Annotated in this window: 14 protein-coding genes; 13 read left to right on the top strand and 1 reads right to left on the bottom strand. The window is 37.6% G+C overall.

Annotated features, from left to right (window positions below):
* Positions 1 to 78: 78 nt before the first annotated feature.
* Entirely contained in the window at positions 79 to 1,584 is a 1,506-nt protein-coding gene (locus KO533_RS06640; protein ID WP_219253392.1) for a peptide MFS transporter, read from the bottom strand.
* Positions 1,585 to 2,056: 472 nt separating this feature from the next.
* Here KO533_RS06640 and rfaH point away from each other — a divergent pair, with 472 nt between their 5' ends.
* The 13 genes from rfaH (at position 2,057) to KO533_RS06575 (ending at position 18,866) form a co-directional block, all read left to right on the top strand.
* The gene (rfaH, locus tag KO533_RS06635) at positions 2,057 to 2,563 is read left to right on the top strand and encodes a transcription/translation regulatory transformer protein RfaH (RefSeq protein WP_219253391.1); all 507 of its coding nucleotides are present in this window, start codon (positions 2,057 to 2,059) and stop codon (positions 2,561 to 2,563) included.
* Positions 2,564 to 3,631: 1,068 nt separating this feature from the next.
* Positions 3,632 to 6,370 (top strand): SLBB domain-containing protein, encoded by a 2,739-nt coding sequence (locus KO533_RS06630; RefSeq protein ID WP_219253390.1) that lies wholly within the window; start codon positions 3,632 to 3,634, stop codon positions 6,368 to 6,370.
* 168 nt (positions 6,371 to 6,538) lie between these two features.
* Positions 6,539 to 7,516 carry a Wzz/FepE/Etk N-terminal domain-containing protein gene (locus KO533_RS06625; protein WP_219253388.1) on the top strand — a complete coding sequence of 326 codons (978 nt, stop codon included), beginning with the start codon at positions 6,539 to 6,541 and terminating at the stop codon, positions 7,514 to 7,516.
* Between the two features lie 79 nt (positions 7,517 to 7,595).
* Positions 7,596 to 8,585, top strand: a complete 990-nt coding sequence (locus tag KO533_RS06620) for an exopolysaccharide biosynthesis polyprenyl glycosylphosphotransferase (RefSeq protein WP_219253386.1) — start codon at positions 7,596 to 7,598, stop codon at positions 8,583 to 8,585.
* Positions 8,586 to 8,622: 37 nt separating this feature from the next.
* Positions 8,623 to 9,711 carry a dTDP-glucose 4,6-dehydratase gene (gene rfbB, locus KO533_RS06615; RefSeq protein WP_219253384.1) on the top strand — a complete coding sequence of 363 codons (1,089 nt, stop codon included), beginning with the start codon at positions 8,623 to 8,625 and terminating at the stop codon, positions 9,709 to 9,711.
* 76 nt (positions 9,712 to 9,787) lie between these two features.
* The gene (gene rfbA / locus KO533_RS06610; protein ID WP_219253382.1) at positions 9,788 to 10,651 is read left to right on the top strand and encodes a glucose-1-phosphate thymidylyltransferase RfbA; all 864 of its coding nucleotides are present in this window, start codon (positions 9,788 to 9,790) and stop codon (positions 10,649 to 10,651) included.
* 7 nt (positions 10,652 to 10,658) lie between these two features.
* Complete coding sequence (locus KO533_RS06605) at positions 10,659 to 11,336, top strand: hypothetical protein (protein ID WP_219253380.1); 678 nt, start codon at positions 10,659 to 10,661, stop codon at positions 11,334 to 11,336.
* Positions 11,333 to 12,481 carry an ATP-grasp domain-containing protein gene (locus tag KO533_RS06600; RefSeq protein WP_219253379.1) on the top strand — a complete coding sequence of 383 codons (1,149 nt, stop codon included), beginning with the start codon at positions 11,333 to 11,335 and terminating at the stop codon, positions 12,479 to 12,481. Before KO533_RS06605 ends, KO533_RS06600 begins: the two co-directional genes overlap by 4 nt.
* 3 nt (positions 12,482 to 12,484) lie before the next feature.
* On the top strand, positions 12,485 to 13,618 hold the full coding sequence (rffA, locus tag KO533_RS06595; RefSeq protein ID WP_219253378.1) for a dTDP-4-amino-4,6-dideoxygalactose transaminase: 1,134 nt from the start codon (positions 12,485 to 12,487) through the stop codon (positions 13,616 to 13,618).
* Complete coding sequence (locus tag KO533_RS06590) at positions 13,611 to 14,678, top strand: TDP-N-acetylfucosamine:lipid II N-acetylfucosaminyltransferase (RefSeq protein ID WP_219253377.1); 1,068 nt, start codon at positions 13,611 to 13,613, stop codon at positions 14,676 to 14,678. Before rffA ends, KO533_RS06590 begins: the two co-directional genes overlap by 8 nt.
* Positions 14,679 to 14,720: 42 nt before the next feature.
* Positions 14,721 to 16,148, top strand: a complete 1,428-nt coding sequence (locus KO533_RS06585; protein WP_219253376.1) for a lipopolysaccharide biosynthesis protein — start codon at positions 14,721 to 14,723, stop codon at positions 16,146 to 16,148.
* A 431-nt stretch (positions 16,149 to 16,579) separates the two neighbouring features.
* Positions 16,580 to 17,779, top strand: coding sequence for a hypothetical protein (locus KO533_RS06580; RefSeq protein WP_219253375.1), 1,200 nt, complete (start codon positions 16,580 to 16,582; stop codon positions 17,777 to 17,779).
* Positions 17,757 to 18,866 (top strand): glycosyltransferase family 4 protein, encoded by a 1,110-nt coding sequence (locus tag KO533_RS06575; RefSeq protein ID WP_219253374.1) that lies wholly within the window; start codon positions 17,757 to 17,759, stop codon positions 18,864 to 18,866. The genes KO533_RS06580 and KO533_RS06575 overlap by 23 nt, the downstream gene beginning before the upstream one ends.

Genomic DNA, 18,866 nt, shown 5'->3' with positions numbered 1-18,866 from the left:
AGCTGACTTAACAAAAACGCCTTACTCTTGCGAGTAAGGCGTTTTGTTTTAACAGTCAAAAACAGTTGAACAGGATAATTAACGTTTTATCGCTTCATGTTCAGCCGTCACTGCAATTTCACTTTCTAAGGCTTCGGCTTCAGTATGATGCTTGGTTTCTGCGCCATGCATCCAATCGACTAATTTGTCAGCCATAAAATACAGGATCACGCCAGACAGAGCCGCTGTAATCGCGATACCGGCAAAAATTGACATAGCATTAGCAAGTTGTTCCTCTTTGCCACCACCGTGACCAATCAAAGAGCCTACGACCCCAGCAACCTTGTTCGCCATCGCAATAAACAAGAACCAAGCGCCCATCATCAAAGAGGCTATGCGCAGTGGAGCAAGCTTAGTCACCATAGACAAGCCAATAGGTGACAAACATAATTCCCCCATAGTATGGAAGAAATAAGCACCCACTAACCACCACATGCTTGATTTAGCTGTAGGATCGCTACCCATCTCAACCACAGCGCCAATCATGAACAAGAAGCCAATCGCCAATAAGAACAAACCTAAGGCAAATTTCACTGGCGAGTTAGGTTCATTTTTACCTAAACGGATCCAGATAGAAGCAATTACAGGGGCAAATAACACAATAAAAATAGCGTTTAGCGATTGGAAATAAGTCGTGGGCACTTCCCAAGTACCTATGTAACGGTCAGTAAACTCATTGGTAAATAAGTTCATTAACCCGCCCGCTTGTTCAAACCCCGCCCAGAAAATAATAGTGAACAAACCCAGCACCATAATCACCTTGAGACGATCACGCTCAATTTTAGTAAGTGGTTCTTTACGGGTATTGCCTAGCTTAGCCTGGCGTTCACGTTCTAGCTTGGCCGCTGGCACGGTACCAATGTTACCTAACAGTTTTTGAGCAAATAAAAATTGAATCACCAGCGACAGCAGCATCCCAATACCAGCACAGAAAAAACCTGCCTGCCAGTTATTAACAAAAACCTCTTGGCCATTAACCATTTCAGTGTGGCCAAAGCTAGTATAAGCCCAAGCAACAATAAAGCCGGATAATGCCGCACCTAAATTGATTCCCATATAGAAAATAGTAAATGCACCATCGCGACGGTGATCACCTTCCTCGTAGAGATCGCCCACCATAGTGGAAATGTTCGGCTTAAACAATCCATTACCCAGAATGAGTGTACCTAGACCGATATAAAAAATAGTCGTTTCAATACCAGGAAACCAAGCATGAGGCGCAGCTAGCATAAATTGGCCAGCCGCCATTAACGCACCACCAAAATAAATGGCTTTGCGCTGACCCAGAAAATTATCAGCTAACCAACCACCAATCAGCGGTGTTAAATACACTAACGCAGTAAAAGTACCATACAAGGATAAAGCGTCAGCTTGGCTAAATCCTAAGCCGCCACCGCCTTGTTTACCCACCTGATCAACTAAATACAGTACCAAAATGGCACGCATTGCATAATAACTAAATCGTTCCCAAAGTTCTGTTGTAAACAGCAGGAACAATCCCTTGGGATGCCCAAGCATCGTTCCATGTGGTTTTGCTACGCTCATGAAGTCTTCCACCTTAAGCTCGTGATTGCCTGTGGGCCCCTGAAACAGGATGATGTCACCACAGAAAAATGGTTGTTGCTCGTCCCAATATCGCCTGCAGGTTTAATCAACCACTAATTCCCGCTATAGCATTCATTAATTGTTGAATAACCGCTAGTTACGTATGGGTTATTGTTACGTTCTTATAATAAAAGTAATGCATTTAGCAGTAAAATGAGTATTTTCGCTAAAATCCCACCTTATATACCCCTTAAAAGCAACCAAAGTCAATTTTGGTAAGCTAAGTGGTGACATTATCAGCAGTATAGTGTTGTGATTTTAATTATGAATTAGTTAATGTGAGCGTCATTGTATGCATACCGAGCGAGAGACTGGAATAGTCGAAAAATTACTTCCACCGACTTGAGCATCTTTGCTATGATTGCGACCCGTGAATGGACGTCACTTATTTATAGGGTAGTGAGATTAGCTTATGAAGGCATGGTACCTTTTGTATTGTAAACCTCGTAGTGAAGCGAGAGCACAACAAAACTTAGCACTTCAAAATTTAGAGACATATTTGCCTATGGTCTCTGAAGAGAAATCTCAGCGCGGGCGCAAACAAGTCTGTCGTGTACCACTCTTTCCTAATTATTTATTCATCAATTTTGACCCAAGTCAGACAAGTGTCAGGCAGGTCCATTCTACTCGTGGTGTGAATCGAATCGTTAATTGTCAAGAGAAAATGACGCCCATTGACGACAGAATTATCCATGCCATTCGCATGAAAGAACTAACGCCTTCCCAAACAGTATTAGCCGAAGAATTAGAGCTAAAAACGGGGGAAAAAATTCGTTTTACAGATGGGCCCTTTGTTGATCTCGAAGGCATTTTTCAAGAGAAATGCCCAAATAAACGTTGCCATGTTCTTTTTAACATTATGGGGCAGGTAAAGACAGTGACTGTACCACAGCAAAGTGTGGAACGAATTTGTATTTAAGTGCAGTAAGTACAAATCCGTTTGTAAGAGTAATGCTCAGTATTCTGTAAGATATTAGCTATCCTTGAAGTTGATAAAGTATTTGCCAAACTAACAAGGTGTTTAATATTTACTTAAAAATCAATTGGTTGATTTTGTTTGAGGTTTGAAGTTACATTTTTGAAATGCAACCTGTTAAGGTGTAATCTTAAAAATGGCCGTTTGAACATTAAATGTTCTATCGGTAGTGAATCTTTGAAGTAAGATTCTGTAATCATAAAGTTAGAATATAAGCTCTTATTTTAAGTGTTTGCATCCTATGGTTAAGGTATTTTACTAGCGAAACTGAATGAGTGTAGAGCTTAACTATTTCTTGTGATGCTGTTTTATCTTAATGAAAAATATGAATTTTCGCATCGCGAAGGGCAATATGGAAGCCGTAATCTATGGGCGGTAGCGTGTCTGAAAGGTGAGAAACCGCAGGTTAAGCTCTCGAACGAGAGGCATGGATGCCGAACTGGCATTTATAGAGGGATATAGTTGAAGAATGAATAGTTTCATTCGTTAAGCGGACGCCGAAGGCCTCTGGCCGCCACGCGGATCGGTAGCGTGTCTGAAAGGTGAGGAACCGCAGGTTAAGCTCTCGAACAAGAGGCATGGATGCCGAACTGGCATTTATAGAGGGATATAGTTGAAGAATGAATAGTTTCATTTGTTAAATTAACGCCGAATGCCTCTGACCCGCAACGATGCGCGCACCAGTTGAATACCTCAACATTAAAAAATTATGTAGGTCGCTCGCAGGTTCATTGCTAGAAATTAGGACGGCCTGTTGTGATGCAATAAAAACTGCTGCTCTCAGATTAGTCGCGTAATGACGCTTTAACTGAGTAGCGCTCAGCCTCTTAGCTTCACCTTTAGTGTTAAGTGAGCTTGCGAACGTCCGTTACCCGTAAATGTTTCAGTTTTTGGCTTTGTCGGCTTTCGCTGCGAAGCGTTCTAGATCCTAGCAGCCATAGTATTATGGTGCCTTTAGAATCTAAAAGTCGCTCTGCGACACCCTGTTTTCAACCCAATCGGAGATATCTGGTGTTACAACAAATCAAAAAATTCATCATAGTAGGCCTTGGCGCCACAATATTGATGGGCGCTCAGGTTCATGCCGTTACGCCATCTCCACAAATGATTGAACAGTTCAAGCAATTACCGAAATCTGAACAGGCAAGGCTTGCTAAGCAATACGGTATTGATCCTAATATGCTTTCAGGCTCTCAGGCCCAGACTCAGGTTACAAATCCTGAAGTCGTAGGGGCAAGAGACACCAATACTCGTGTGTCAGATGCCGATAAAAAAGCAGCTAAAGCTGAATTAGATTTTTCTGAAGATCCCAGCAAAACAAAATTGCGTCGTTTCGGTTATGAGATGTTTGCTGGCGAACCTAGCACATTTGCACCTGTGTCAGATGTACCGGTTCCGGGAGAGTATCTCGTCGGTCCAGGCGATAACATTAAAGTTCAGCTTTATGGTAAAGAAAATAAAGAGTATGACCTAGTTATTAACCGTGAGGGGGTTATTCAGTTCCCTGAGCTGGGTCCAATACCTGTCATGGGGCTTAGTTTCTCTGAGCTTAGAGACTCTTTATCCCAGCGTATTAGTGAGCAAATGATAGGTATTGAGTCCAACATCACTATGGGTGAGTTGCGCTCGATACGCATTTTTGTGGCAGGTGATGCCTATAAACCTGGTTCGTATACGGTTTCAAGTTTATCAACTATCACTCAGGCTCTGTTTGTCGCTGGTGGTGTTAATGAGATCGGTTCATTACGTAATGTACAGCTGAAACGTAATGGCAAGCTAGTTGGTACTTTAGATCTTTATGACCTGTTAATGCGAGGTGATGCGTCGGGGGATTTAAGACTCCATTCTGGTGATGTGGTGTTTATTCCTTCTATCGGCGGCCTTGTAAGTGTAACCGGAGAAGTAAGACGCCCAGCCATTTACGAGCTAAAACACAATGAGAGCATGGCTGACGTTATCGCAATGGCCGCCGGGTTAAATACAGGAGCATATCCTAAAAGCAGTTCAATAGAGCGTTATAATAGTAAATCTTTGAAAACCATAATTAACGTAGACTTAACCTCTGAGCAAGGTCGAAATACACCAGCCAAAGCAGGTGACATTGTTCGTGTAAAAAGTGCGTCGGAGCAATACGAAAGTGCCATCACTATAGCCGGGGCTGTTGTTCGTCCGGGTAAATATCAATGGTTTGCTGGTCAAAAAGTGAGTGACGTATTACCTTCTCTGTGGGGAGACTTAGCGGCTTCTGCTGATCTCGATTACGCAATCGTGATCCGTGAAGTGAATCAATACGGTGATATTGAAGTGCATCAATTCTCACCAGGGAAAGCGATTAGTGCCAAAGAAAGTCACCAAGATCTTAGCTTAAATGCGCGTGATAAAATCATCCTGTTTAATTTTTCAGATGATATACAGAATCGCTATGAGTTAAATAAATTAGTAAAAGAGCGTGTTGAAAAAGTCACTTCTTTAAATACAAGTAATCTTTTAGGTTCAGATTTATTTAAAGCGGGCTTTGTGCAACTCGATAAAACTAAGTTATCGCAACGTACCGATCTTGCTGGTGTAGTACTAACAGATAAGAAAGAGTCTGAAGAAGCTGAGGTTGTTAAAGGCGTTGTCAATAAAATGCTGGCTAATTTATTTGACGATACAGAACTGCTTAAACTCAGTAATCAGATGGGCCGTCAAGAATTACTGTACCCTGTAATGGTTAAATTAAATAGCCAAGGGCGAGCAGGCTCGGGTATTCAAATTGTTGCTATTGATGGACAGGTCAGAGAGCCAGGAGTATATCCGTTGACTGTGGGTGCTCGTGTTAATGATTTAGTGATCGCTGCGGGTGGCTTAAAAGAAGGTGCTTATACCGCAAGAGCTGAATTAACCACCACCTCAACCGATATCAATGGCTCAAAAGTTGAGCATAATAATCTTGACTTGACTCAAGCCTTACAAGGAGTTGAAAGCGCGAATATCCGTTTAACTGGGCGTGACATGCTAACAGTGATGACGACCCCTGATTGGCAAGAATCTAAAGTTGTTGAAATTCGAGGCGAAGTAAAATTCCCTGGGCGCTACAATATCCGCCGCGGTGAAACACTAAATGATTTAATCGCTCGTGTCGGTGGGTTTACTGAATATGCTTATTTACCTTCTGCAGTATTTGTTCGGGATTCGGTGCGTCAACAAGAACAGATTGAGATTAAGAAGTTAGCCGATCAATTACGTCGTGATATCGCGACGCGTGGAGTATCTAAAGACGGTGCGGTTGTTAATTATGCGGATGCGCAATTAATGTTAACCGATTTAGAAAATATAAAGGCTGTAGGGCGCCTCGTTGTCGACTTACCTGCAATTTCATTAGGGATTGAGCAAGCTAATATACAGCTTGAAGATGCCGATATCCTCTATGTTCCATCGACTAAACAAACCATTGCAGTGATGGGAGAGGTTCAGCACCCCGCAACTCACAGATTTAAAGATGGCTTAACTTTAGACCAGTATTTAGCTATGTCAGGTGGTGCGCGTAAACGTGCAGATGAAGATCGCACTTATGTTATTCAAGCAAATGGCTCAGTACTCATGCCTGGTCGTTCGAGTTGGTTTAGTAGTGAAGACCAGTTACAACCAGGTGATACCATTATTGTGCCATTAGATACGGAATATAAAGATAACCTAAGTCTCTGGACACAGATCACGGGTATTATCTATAACACCGCCGTCGCTGTATCAGTTATCGCAGGGCTGTAGAAAGAAGAATCTAGGATGGGCCTTCGGCCTCTAGAACGCCGCTGCGTGGCTCTAGAATCTAGAACCTCGCAGGGCGTCGCCCGCTCTGTTTTTAGCTTTCAGCTTTTGTCCTTATATTATAGAAGCGCAGCGCTCTCGCAGCGCAGCGTACTAGAATCTGAAGAACCAATGAACACACAAATTACTAAAAATCCACTTACATATAAAACAGATGCGCAATTTCCTCAAACCACAAGCGATGACGAAATTGATCTTCGTGAATTATTTGCAGTTATTTGGCAAGGCAAATGGTTAATCATTGCCATTACGGCAGTATTCGCCATTGGTTCTGTGGTGTTTGCGATAATGCAACCCAATGTCTATAAATCTGAAGCATTACTGGCCCCAGCAGCAGAAGAGCAAGGTGGTGGGTTAAGTGCATTAGCCTCTCAATTTGGCGGTTTAGCCAGCTTAGCTGGAGTGAATTTAGGCAGCAAAGGCGGTACAGATAAAACTCAGCTTTCAATTGAAGTATTAAAATCCCGTCAATTTACCAGTGATTTCATTCAAAAACATAATATTCTTGCTGATTTAATGGCTGCAAAAAAGTGGGATCGAGATTTAGATATAATCGTATACGATGCGGATCTTTATGATGTTAAATCAAATCATTGGGTACGCAAAGTTGACCCTCCACTTAAACCTGAACCTTCAATGCAAGAAGCCTATAAAGTTTTCAGCAAAATATTAGCTATTAATACGGATAAAGAAACTGGAATGGTGACGCTTTCCATAGATCATGTATCTCCAAGCATCGCAAAACAATGGGTTACTTGGTTAGTCGAAGATATCAATAAGGTTATGAAAGAGCGTGATGTTGCCGAGGCTAATCGTAGCAGTGAGTTTTTAAATAGGCAAATTGCCCTAACTAATGTCGCTGATATTAAAGCGATTCTTTACAAGTTGGTGGAAGAACAAGCTAAAACCATTATGTTCGCTGAAGTACGGGATGAATATGTCTTTAAAACCATAGATCCAGCATTAGTGCCTGAAGAAAAGGCAAAACCAAAACGTGCATTAATTTGTGTATTAGGCACTATGCTGGGTGGTATTTTAGGCGTGATGTTAGTGCTGATTAGGCATTTTTTTCGTAAACAACAAGTATAGTGGTGGAACAATATTACCTATTAAAGGTTAAGTTGTTTATCTTGGATACTCCCTTGTCATTAATAATTTTGGTTTTTGTATGAACTTACGAATCAATGAAACAGCTGATACTGAAGAGTTTCAAACTATTAAAATAGTTACTAAGCGATTCAAATCAAAGCAGCAGGTACTAACTCAGCAACTTATTTATGTCTATTGTCCTAAAGATAGAGAGTTTGAAATTGGAGAGATTATTGATGATTATTCTTTCGATATGATCGTTAATGATTACACCATTACTGATTTAAGCTGCAAGGTTATTTGTCATTTTGAGAGCTCCAGTTTAACGAATGAACAAAGACAGTTTTTAGTTAAAGCGACTGAACTTGGCGCATGGGTAGAACCTTTGGTCAGTTATCTGGATGAACGATTAGGTTATACTGAAGTACGTTTACTCCATAGTGGTTATTTTTTGCATCAAAAAGCTTTTTCCATTCTATCGACTAAACGTACTCAATTAGCTAAACGTGTAATAGACTTATTTGCAGCCTTTTTGCTCTGCTCTATCGCTATACCGATTGGCTTGATTACTGCTTTAGCAATTAAATTAGAAAGTCCAGGGCCTGTGTTTTATAAGCAACGGCGTACAGGGCAATATAATGATGAATTTGAGGTGGTTAAATTCCGCTCTATGCGCAGTGATGCTGAAAAAGCTGGAGCACAATGGGCAACGCAAAATGATGTTCGAGTAACTAAAGTGGGTAACTTTATTCGCAAAACCCGTATCGATGAATTACCTCAGATAATCAATATTCTTAGGGGTGAAATGTCAATAGTAGGGCCAAGACCAGAGCGGGAAGTATTTATTGATGAGCTTGAAAAGGAAATACCTTATTATCGTTTTCGCCATGCGGTTAAGCCAGGAGTTACAGGGTTAGCCCAAGTCAGTTATCCTTATGGTGCATCCGTTGAGGATGCTGTTTGGAAACATAAATATGATATTTATTATATTAAGCACCATAGCTCACTGTTGGATGTTAAAATTTTACTAAAAACGGTGAAAGTAGTGTTATTTGGTATGGGTAGATAGCTCTAGCTCTTATTTATAATTATGTAGGTCAGATTTAATGAATATTTTAGTTACTGGTGGTGCAGGTTTTATTGGCTCTGCAGTAGTTCGCCATATTATTGGCAACACCCAAGATTATGTGATTAACGTAGATAAACTGACGTATGCAGGCAATCTTGAGTCACTTGTAAGCGTAGACAAAAATGAAAGATACGCGTTCGAGCAAGTTGATATTTGTGACAGAGCAGAACTAGATAGAGTATTTGCACAGTATCAACCTGATGCAGTTATGCATTTAGCGGCAGAGTCTCATGTCGACCGTTCAATTACAGGTCCATCAGATTTTATTCAAACCAACATCGTTGGTACTTATACTCTGCTTGAAGCTACACGTGCTTATTGGAGTAGTTTATCTGACCAAGCAAAAAATGCCTTTCGCTTCCATCATATTTCCACTGATGAGGTTTATGGCGATTTACCGCATCCTGATGATATAGAAGATGGTACGGAGCCTTCAGCGAATAAAGAGTTACCATTATTCATTGAAACAACACCTTATGCTCCTAGCAGTCCGTATTCAGCTTCTAAAGCATCAAGCGATCACTTAGTTCGTGCATGGTTACGTACCTATGGTTTACCTACCATAGTGACTAATTGCTCTAACAATTATGGTCCTTATCACTTCCCTGAAAAGCTGATCCCGCTAGTGATCCTTAATGCACTAGAAGGCAAGCCATTGCCTATTTACGGTAAAGGTGATCAGATCCGTGATTGGCTATATGTAGAAGACCATGCTCGTGCACTCTATAAAGTTGTTACAAGTGGCAAAGTTGGTGAAACCTATAATATTGGCGGTCATAACGAAAAGCAGAATTTTGAAGTGGTACAGGCCATCTGCAGTATTTTAGATGTTCTAATGCCTAAAGATACTCCTTACGCTGAGCAAATAACTTATGTCACAGACAGACCCGGCCATGATCGACGCTATGCCATAGATGCAACAAAAATGAGTAATGAGCTTAACTGGCAACCAGAAGAGACATTCGAAACAGGCCTTCGTAAAACCATTGAATGGTATTTAGCTAATCAAGAGTGGTGTCAGCATGTCCAAGATGGTAGCTATCAGCGGGAGCGTTTAGGCATTTAATCTCTTTTATTATTTTGTTTTATGTCCTAGTTTTTCTTTAAACCTAGGATCTATTTATCTAGGAACTGATTTTACTATGAAAGGAATTATTCTCGCTGGCGGTTCTGGTACTCGTTTGTACCCGATTACTAAAGGGGTTTCGAAACAGTTATTACCTGTATACGATAAACCCATGATTTATTATCCTATTTCTGTACTAATGCTGGCAGGGATACGGGATATTTTAATTATCACCACGCCTGAGGACCAATCTTCATTTCAACGTCTACTTGGCGATGGCAGTGACTTTGGCATAAATCTGCAATATGCCGTACAGCAAAGCCCTGATGGTTTAGCGCAAGCATTTATTATTGGTGAAGAGTTTATTGGCAGCGATAGTGTGTGTTTAGCCCTTGGGGATAATATTTTTTGGGGACAAGGTTTTTCACCCATACTTAAAAAAGCTGCTGCTAGACCAATGGGAGCAACAGTATTTGGCTATCAAGTGAAAGATCCTGAGCGTTTTGGTGTGGTTGAATTCGATCAAAATCAAAAGGCCATCAGTATTGAAGAAAAACCCATAAAACCCAAATCTAATTTTGCAGTGACAGGCTTATATTTTTACGATAATCGAGTTGTGAATATTGCAAGGAATGTTAAGCCATCATCGCGCGGCGAATTAGAAATTACTAGTATTAATCAAGCTTATCTGGATATGGGCGAATTAAACGTAGAGCTTTTAGGACGTGGTTTTGCTTGGTTAGATACAGGCACTTATGAAAGTCTATTAGAGGCCGCTTCATTTGTTGAAACTATTGAAAAGAGGCAAGGTTATAAAATTGCTTGTTTGGAAGAGATAGCTTGGCGGATTGGCTGGCTAACAGACAAAAATATAACTGAAACTGCTATTCATATGTCTAAAAATAGTTATGGAACGTACCTGAAATCCTTAATTAGATAGGTAAAAAATGAAAATTGTTACTAAGAAAAAGTTAGTAATTTTTGGGTGTTCTTCATTTACGAATAGCATAATATCCCTTTGCAATAAAATTGATGAAATAGAGGTTGTAGCCATATGTGTTGATGAGGAATATCTTTCTAGTTTGCCAAAGACATTTTGCGAGCTAAAAGTTGTTGGTTTCAACGATGCCATACAAATGTATCCAGATGCATCTTACGTATTGGCTATTGGTTACAAATGCATGCGAAAAAGAGAGGCTGCATATGAAAAGTTGCGAGCATGCAATAGAGAAGTCGCAACAATAATTTCTCCTAATGCAAGCGTGTCTAGTGATATTATTGGACATGGAACTATTGTATTTGATGGTGTTGTTATTGAGCAGGGCGCTATTATTCATGATAATGTGACAATATGGTCTAATGTAACTATATGTCATGATGTAGAAGTGGATAGTCATTGTTTCATTGCTGCCAATGCTACTTTGGGTGGATTTGCAAAAATTGGTAGGCTTACTTTTATAGGTTTTAGTGCCACGTTGGTTGATTCTATTACCGTTGGTAGTGAATGTTTAGTGGGGGCAAGTAGTTTGATTAATTCAAATATTGTAGACTTCTCAAAATGCTATGGTGTACCTGCAAGGCTTATTGGTAGTATAGATCCCCAACTTGGAGTCTACGTAGCATGAAAAAAATTGCAATTATTGGTTCTGGTGAGTTCCAACTCCCATTGATTAGATTAGCCAAAATGCAGGGCATTGAAACCCATGTTTTTTCTTGGGGAGGCAACGAGTTAATCGGTGATTATTTTTATAAAATAAGTATTACTGAAAAAAAAACTATATTAGATAAATGCAAAATAATTGGGATTGATGGTATTTGTTCGATAGGCTCAGATCTAGCTAATATAACTGTTAACTATATTGCAGATCATCTCGGGTTAGTAGGTAACAGTTTAGAATGTACCGAGTACACAACAAATAAATATAGAATGCGTCAGCGCCTTGTAAAGAATAAAATACCTGTTCCTCATTTTACTTTTTTGAATAATATTGAGAGTGTGAGCATACCTGTTTATCCTGTCATAGTGAAGCCTGTAGATCGTTCTGGCAGTAGAGGGATCTCGTTAGTTGATTCAGTAAACGATCTTAGTACAGCTATAAAGCTAGCTTTCGAAGAATCCTTTTCAAAGGAAATTCTGATTGAAGAGTTTGTCACGGGAAGAGAATTCAGTGTTGAATCCATTAGCTTCAATGGGGTTCACGAAATACTTCAAATTACGGAGAAGTTCACAACGGGCTCTCCTGATTTTATAGAAAGAGGACATACTTGCCCTGCTAGAATTACTGCTGGAGAGCAAAGTTTAATAAATGACTTGGTTTATAGAACGCTTGTTGCTGTAAATATGTCTAATGGTGCTGCGCATACTGAATTGAAAATCAATGAAAATGGTGATGCATATATCATTGAAATTGGCTCTCGGATGGGAGGAGATTATATAGGTTCTGATTTGGTTTTACACAGCACTGGATTTGATTTTACTAAAGCAGTTTTGGCAATCTCTATGGGAGAATCTTTTAACTTAAATGATTATTATTTAGAAAAGTTAAACTCTAGGGTTTCAATTGTGAAGTTTATTTTTAATGAAAATGATTTAAATAGGTCGCGTAGATTATTTGATGATAATTTTATTAATGTAGTTCATTCTAATTTAATGAGTAGTTCTTTTGACAGTGAAATAAAAATTGCATCTAGTGCAGATAGGCTTGGTCATATACTAATTACAGCAAATTTAAATAGGCAAAATGAAATATTGCAAGCATTAGGATTTTAATAAATGATTCCATTTAATAAACCCTACCTACATGGTAAGGAATTAGTTTATATAGCCCAAGCTGTTGCGTCAGGAAAAATCTCTGGTGACGGTTTATTTACCAAAAAATGTCATGAGTTTTTTGAACAACGCTATGGTTTTAAAAAAGTGCTGATGACAACTTCATGTACTGATGCATTGGAAATGGCCGCGCTTCTGCTTGATATTCAACCAGGTGATGAGGTAATTGCACCTTCTTATACTTTTGTTTCTACTGTTAATGCTTTCGCTTTACGTGGTGCTAAGATTATTTTTGCCGATAGTTACAAAGATAACCCCAATATTGATCCAGAGCAAATCGCGCAACTCATTACCAAAAATACCAAAGCAATCGTAGTGGTGCATTATGCAGGCCTTGCATGTGATATGGATGCCATCATGGCGATTTCCAAGCAACATAACATCCCTGTGGTAGAAGATGCAGCCCAAGCTATTGACAGCTATTACAAGGGTAAACCGCTTGGTAGTATCGGCACGTTTGGGACTTTCTCCTTTCATGAAACTAAAAATATTATTGCAGGTGAAGGTGGTTTACTAGTTATCAATGATGAGCAATATATTCATCGTGCTGAAATTATCCGTGAAAAAGGTACTAATCGATCTTCATTTTTTCGCGGTGAAGTGGCTAAATATGGTTGGGTAGATATTGGCTCATCCTTTTTACCGTCAGATATTATTGCTGCTTATCTTTATGCTCAGCTTGAGAATATTGATACCATTCAAGCTAGACGCAAAGCTATTTGGCAACGTTATTATGAAATATTGAATGTTGAATTAGCCAACAAAGATATCCAGTTACCCAAATTAGCAGAATATTCCACTAATAATGCTCATATGTTTTATCTGGTATGTAAAAACCTGGAACAACGTACCGCTTTGATTCAACACCTGAAAGAGAACGGTGTGCATGCGGTGTTTCACTATCTATCACTACACACAAGTGAATATTATCAATCAAAGTACATTGGATATGCTTTACCTTATTCGGATTTTTTCACAGATACATTAGTCAGATTGCCACTGTATTATGAATTAACCGATGAACAAGTAGATTATATTTGTAAAATAATAAGTGAATTCTCAAACAGTAATGAATAAAAAAATCTTACACATAGCCAGTTTGGATAAGTTTATCCCTGACTTTATTGGTATTGTACGACAGCACTTCTCAGAACAACCGCATACAATATTAACATTTGGGGATATTGAAAAATACCCTTACACGCAAACCAATAATACATTTCACTTTGTAACTTTTAAAAAGTTTAATGTATTATATAAACTCGTATTAACCTTACACTCTCATGATAAAATTATATTGCATGGGTTATTTATGCAACAACTCATAATATTATTATGTTTAATGCCTTGGTTACATAAAAAATGTGTATGGGCTATTTGGGGCGGCGATCTTTATTGCCATAAGCTAGCTGTTAAAAATAACCGTTTTCGGATATTCGAGTTTTTTCGAAGAATGTTAATTAGTCGATTGGGCGGTTTTATCACTTATGTAGATGGTGATTATCAGAATGCTCAGCAGTGGTATGGCGCTAAGGGGGTGTTATACGAGGCTATAACCTACAAAAGTAATGTTTATAGTGGTGAGGAATTGTTTTCTTCATTAGAAAATATCACTACTATTAGAGATAAAATCTGCAAAATTAATTTGTTAGTAGGGAACTCTGCAGATCCTAGCAATAATCATCAGCATGTCTTTGAAGAACTCGTTAAACTAGAACTTGATAATATCGATAGAATCTATTGTCCATTATCCTATGGTAACTCAGAGTATGCTGAAAAGATTAAGCTTTTAGGTCATTCGATGTTCGGTGACAAATTCTATCCATTAATGGATTTTATGCCATTAACAGATTATAACAAAATATTAGATACAGTAGTTATTGCCTTTTTTGCACATAATCGCCAGCAGGCAATGGGTAATATTATTAATTTAGTGGGACGTGGTAAAACTGTTTTTATGCGTTCGGATACTAGCTCTTTTGCATTATTTACTAAATTGGGGATTAAGGTATTTGCGCTAGATGATTTAAGTCTTACTCCCCAGTCTGTTGAGGTTGCTATCGGTAATAATAAATTAGTACGTGATTATTTTAGTGAGACAAATCTGGTGCAACAACTTAAAAAAGTTTTTTCATGATACTTTATTACAGAAAGAAAAATACAAAGAGTTGTGTTCATTATGACACCTAAAAAAATACTTCAGTTTGCCATAGGGCCTGTTGGTGCCGCATTGTTGGGGATTATTTCGTTACCTATTATTGCTTGGGTATTTAGCCAAGAAGATGTTGGTAAAATGGCTTTGCTACAGGTAGTATTAAGCTTTGCGACCTTATTTTTTACCCTTGGGCTTGATCAGGGCTATGTTCGTGAATTCCATGATTCAGCGAATAAGCCATTGCTATTGAAAACTGCTGTATTGCCTGGTTTGATATTGTTGTTGATTAGTCTAACAATATGTTTATTATTAGGATCATTTTTAGCTGAATTAGTTTTCTCGATAAAATCAAATTATATCAGTTGGTTACTCTGCATTGCCTTGCTATGTAGTTTTCTGTCGCGCTTTTTATCGCTTGTGTTACGGATGAATGAGCGCGGTCTTGCTTTTTCAATGAGCCAATTATTGCCTAAAGCATTTGTTCTCATTATCATACTCATCTACTTGCTATTTGATACCTCTAAATCTTTTGATAATTTATTATTAGCTAATACTTTAGCGATAGTATTAGCCTGTTTCATTTTTGCTTGGAATACTCGTGCCGAATGGCGTTTAAGTTTATCTGAAACTATAAATTTACGACAGTTACTGCAAATGCTGAAATTTGGTTTACCGCTGATTATTGGAGGCGTTGCATTTTGGGGGTTAACTTCAGTCGATAGGATTCTTTTAAGCCGTTGGAGTACGTTTAGTGAGCTAGGTGTATATTCTATATCAGTAAGCTTTGCGGCGGCGGCGACTATTTTTCAATCAGTATTTTCTACAGTGTGGGCACCGACTGTATATAAATGGGCTACTAATGATGAAGGCTACGATAAAGTCATTATGGTAAGCCGTTATGTGTTGCTACTGGTTGTTTTGCTATTTTGCTTTGCTGGTTTATTTTCTTGGATCGTGCCTTTTATTTTGCCAAGTGAATATAAGGCAGTGCAATGGATCTTAGTCGCTTGTCTAGCTTATCCACTTCTTTATACACTCTCTGAAACCACTGTTGTTGGAATAGGTGTTGCTCGAAAATCAATTTATTCGATGCTAGCTTGTATTATTGCTTTAATGGTGAATCTTATTTGTAACTTTTTTTTGATCCCACGGTTTGGTGCTGCAGGTGCAGCTAGCAGCACTGCATTCGCGTTTTGGGTATTTCTTATTCTTAGAACTGAGTTTGCTATCAGAGTTTGGAAACCTTTACCGAGAGTTGCATTATACAGTTTTACTTTTTTAGCCGTAGTAGGTGCAGTAATTGGTGCGCTTAAAAAAGACCTTCTTGGTTGTTTAATGTATCTGTATTGGGGAGGACTATTCTGCTATTGTAGTTATTTTTTTAGACGTGAGTTTATGGTAATTGCTCAAAAAAGTAAAAGTTTGATTAATGCTAATAAGCATTCATTGTAATGAGAGGAATAATATTTTTTGTGGGAAAGGTAAAAAACATTTAATAGTTTTCTTCACTAGTGTTGTGTTGTTAATTATCTTTGACTAAGGAACTACTGTGTTGAATTTTACGATTAAGTCCAACTGATAATAAGTGAAAGAGCGTTAACCTAATTGGAATTGTTAGTTAGTGATATGTGTTGACAAATGTTGCGGGATAGATTTATTTATAAGGCTATAATTTCATATATATTGCTGGGGTTTTAGGTGGGTTTTTTATTATAGGTGATTTTCTAAATATTAAATTCTATGAAAATTATATTGTGAAATTTACATTTTGAGTGGAAATAATGTTTTTTAATTCAATTAATTCTAGATTTTTTTATTTTAAATTTTTTATGATATCTTCAGTGTTAATGCCATTGTTTCCATCTTTGCTTAACAGAAGTCAAATGCATATAAATATTTATATGGCCGCCTTATCTGTTATTTCATTGTTTTTGTTCCGATTTAATTTTAGGAATCTTAATTTTTTTAAGATTCTTGTTTTTTATTTTTCTCTACAAGTTTTGTTGATTCTGAGCTATTTGTTTGGGATTGAAACTCCAGCAGGCTTGAGTGATGTAATGAGTCTTGTCAGACCATTTTTACTTTTTTTACTGACTAGCGCTTTTTACGTCCTCTCTGTTAATGAACCTGGAGGATTTTATATAAGGGCATCAAAAATACTTTCATTTTTGGTTGTCTCGTCTTTCGTTGTTGGTGTTATTGAAATAGTACGGCCTCCTTTTTTAATTGACCTTGTCTTTTTTATTTTTAAAATATCGGATAAGGTTGATATACTGAATTCTTCAGTAGGATTTTTTGCATTGCCTTACTATAATTCATTTTTTTATATTTCGTCATTGATTATTATTTTATTTGTCTCCCTCCATACTAAATTTACCTTTTATAGTGTTGTTAGTTTATTTTGTGGTGTATTGGGTGTGGTTTTTACACAGTCTAAAACAGGTGTTTTAGCTCTTTTAGTTATTTTGTTTTTTTCGTTATACCTTAAATTCAATAAATTTTATAGAAACGTATTTTTTATTTTTTTCACATTATCATTTTTAATTTTACTGCAATTTTTAGGCGATATACTGATATATTTGAATGATAATTATTCGGGGAATTTAATCAGGACATCTTTTAATATTTATCATAATCAGCAGGATACTAATACTCTAGGTGTCAGGGTTTTGCAGATATTTGATAGCTTAGGTTTGATTTTGGGAAATAATATCTTTTGGGGGCTGGGCTTGGGAAAGGAAGTGTTGCTCGAGTCTTGGTTATCAACTTCGTTATATAGATATGGAATTTTTGGGACTTTATTACTTTTTACTTTACCATTTTGCATAATATTAAAGCATTTTTTAAAAGTGAACTATAAGGTTAATAAATTAAATGGTGCAAAAAAAGATTTTTTGATCTATATTTTTCCTGTTTGGTTAATCAGCTGTTTTATTACTCAGTTAAGTGCTTTAATGGTTGAAGTCTCAAAAGGTGCATTAATTGGGAGTGTGATGATTGGGCTGGGAATGGCGTATTCATCATATTATTTTAGTTCTACTAATACTAATAGGGTTTATAATGAAAAAAGTATTATTTGCTAATACTTCCTTTTTACCTGCAATTGGAGGTGTTGAAAATTCAATCCGAAGTTTGATTAAAGTTTTTTCTGAAGCTGGTTGGGAATGCCATCTAACCACTAAAGAATTGGACTCTAAGTATACGAAGAGTAACGTAAAAATAAGTTATTATAATAATAATAACGTGATATCCAATAAAGGTGTTTTTCGGGTTTTGTTGCGAATTTTTGATTTATATAAGTTCGATGTGGTTATTGTTAGGCATCATTTGTTAGCATTTCTGATTGCATTTCTTTATAAAGACTATATTTATGTGATTCCTGGTATTTATGAGTTTCAAAACATACAAGAAAATAAAGGTATTATTTCAAGATTAAAATTTTGGATTCATGTATGGATCCAACGTCACGTTATCAAAAATTGTAAGAATAATGTTGTTTTTAGTTCGGAAATGCATGATCAAGTTAGAAGTTTTAATAAAATATGCCCTTTACTAAAGTTTAAACCTGGTGCAGATGAGCAGCGTTTTTATAGATTAGCTGATACAAAGCGACAAATGATTAGGCAGGAATGTGGCTATAATGATTCTGATATTGTTATCTTTGGTATTGGTAGACTTGTTGATGTTAAAAACTTTAAATTGGTTATAGAGTCGCTTGTGCATCTACCTAATCATTTTAAACTTTTACTCGCTGGTGAAGGACCCGATAAAGTTTTGTTAGAGGCACATGCTTCAGCATTAGGTTTATCTGAACGAATTAATTTTTATGGTAAAGCAAATCAACCTGAACAACTATACGGTTCTGTCAATATTTTTTGTCTTCCTTCAACTTATGAGCCGTTCGGGCAAGTTCTATTAGAGGCGGCTTTTTCGTCTCTTCCCATTATCGCCATTGACTCAGATCTTTCAGGTATCAATACTGCAACAAAAGAGGTGTTTAGTGGGTATAATGATCTTGTTTTTTTCGCTGATAATGACCCTTGTTCTTATGCTTTGCAGATAATTGAAGCCTCTAAAAAATTACCAGATGCTGATATTGTTGATAAATTCAAATCTGATTATTCTTGGTCAACTCTGAGAGATAATTTAATTTTACTTGGCAATAAATAA

The organism is Shewanella sp. NKUCC05_KAH (genome assembly GCF_019345585.1).
In the GTDB taxonomy this organism is placed as follows: domain Bacteria; phylum Pseudomonadota; class Gammaproteobacteria; order Enterobacterales; family Shewanellaceae; genus Shewanella; species Shewanella oncorhynchi.
Note: the sequence above shows the minus strand (reverse complement) of the source record. Positions and strands in the feature narration are given on the sequence as shown.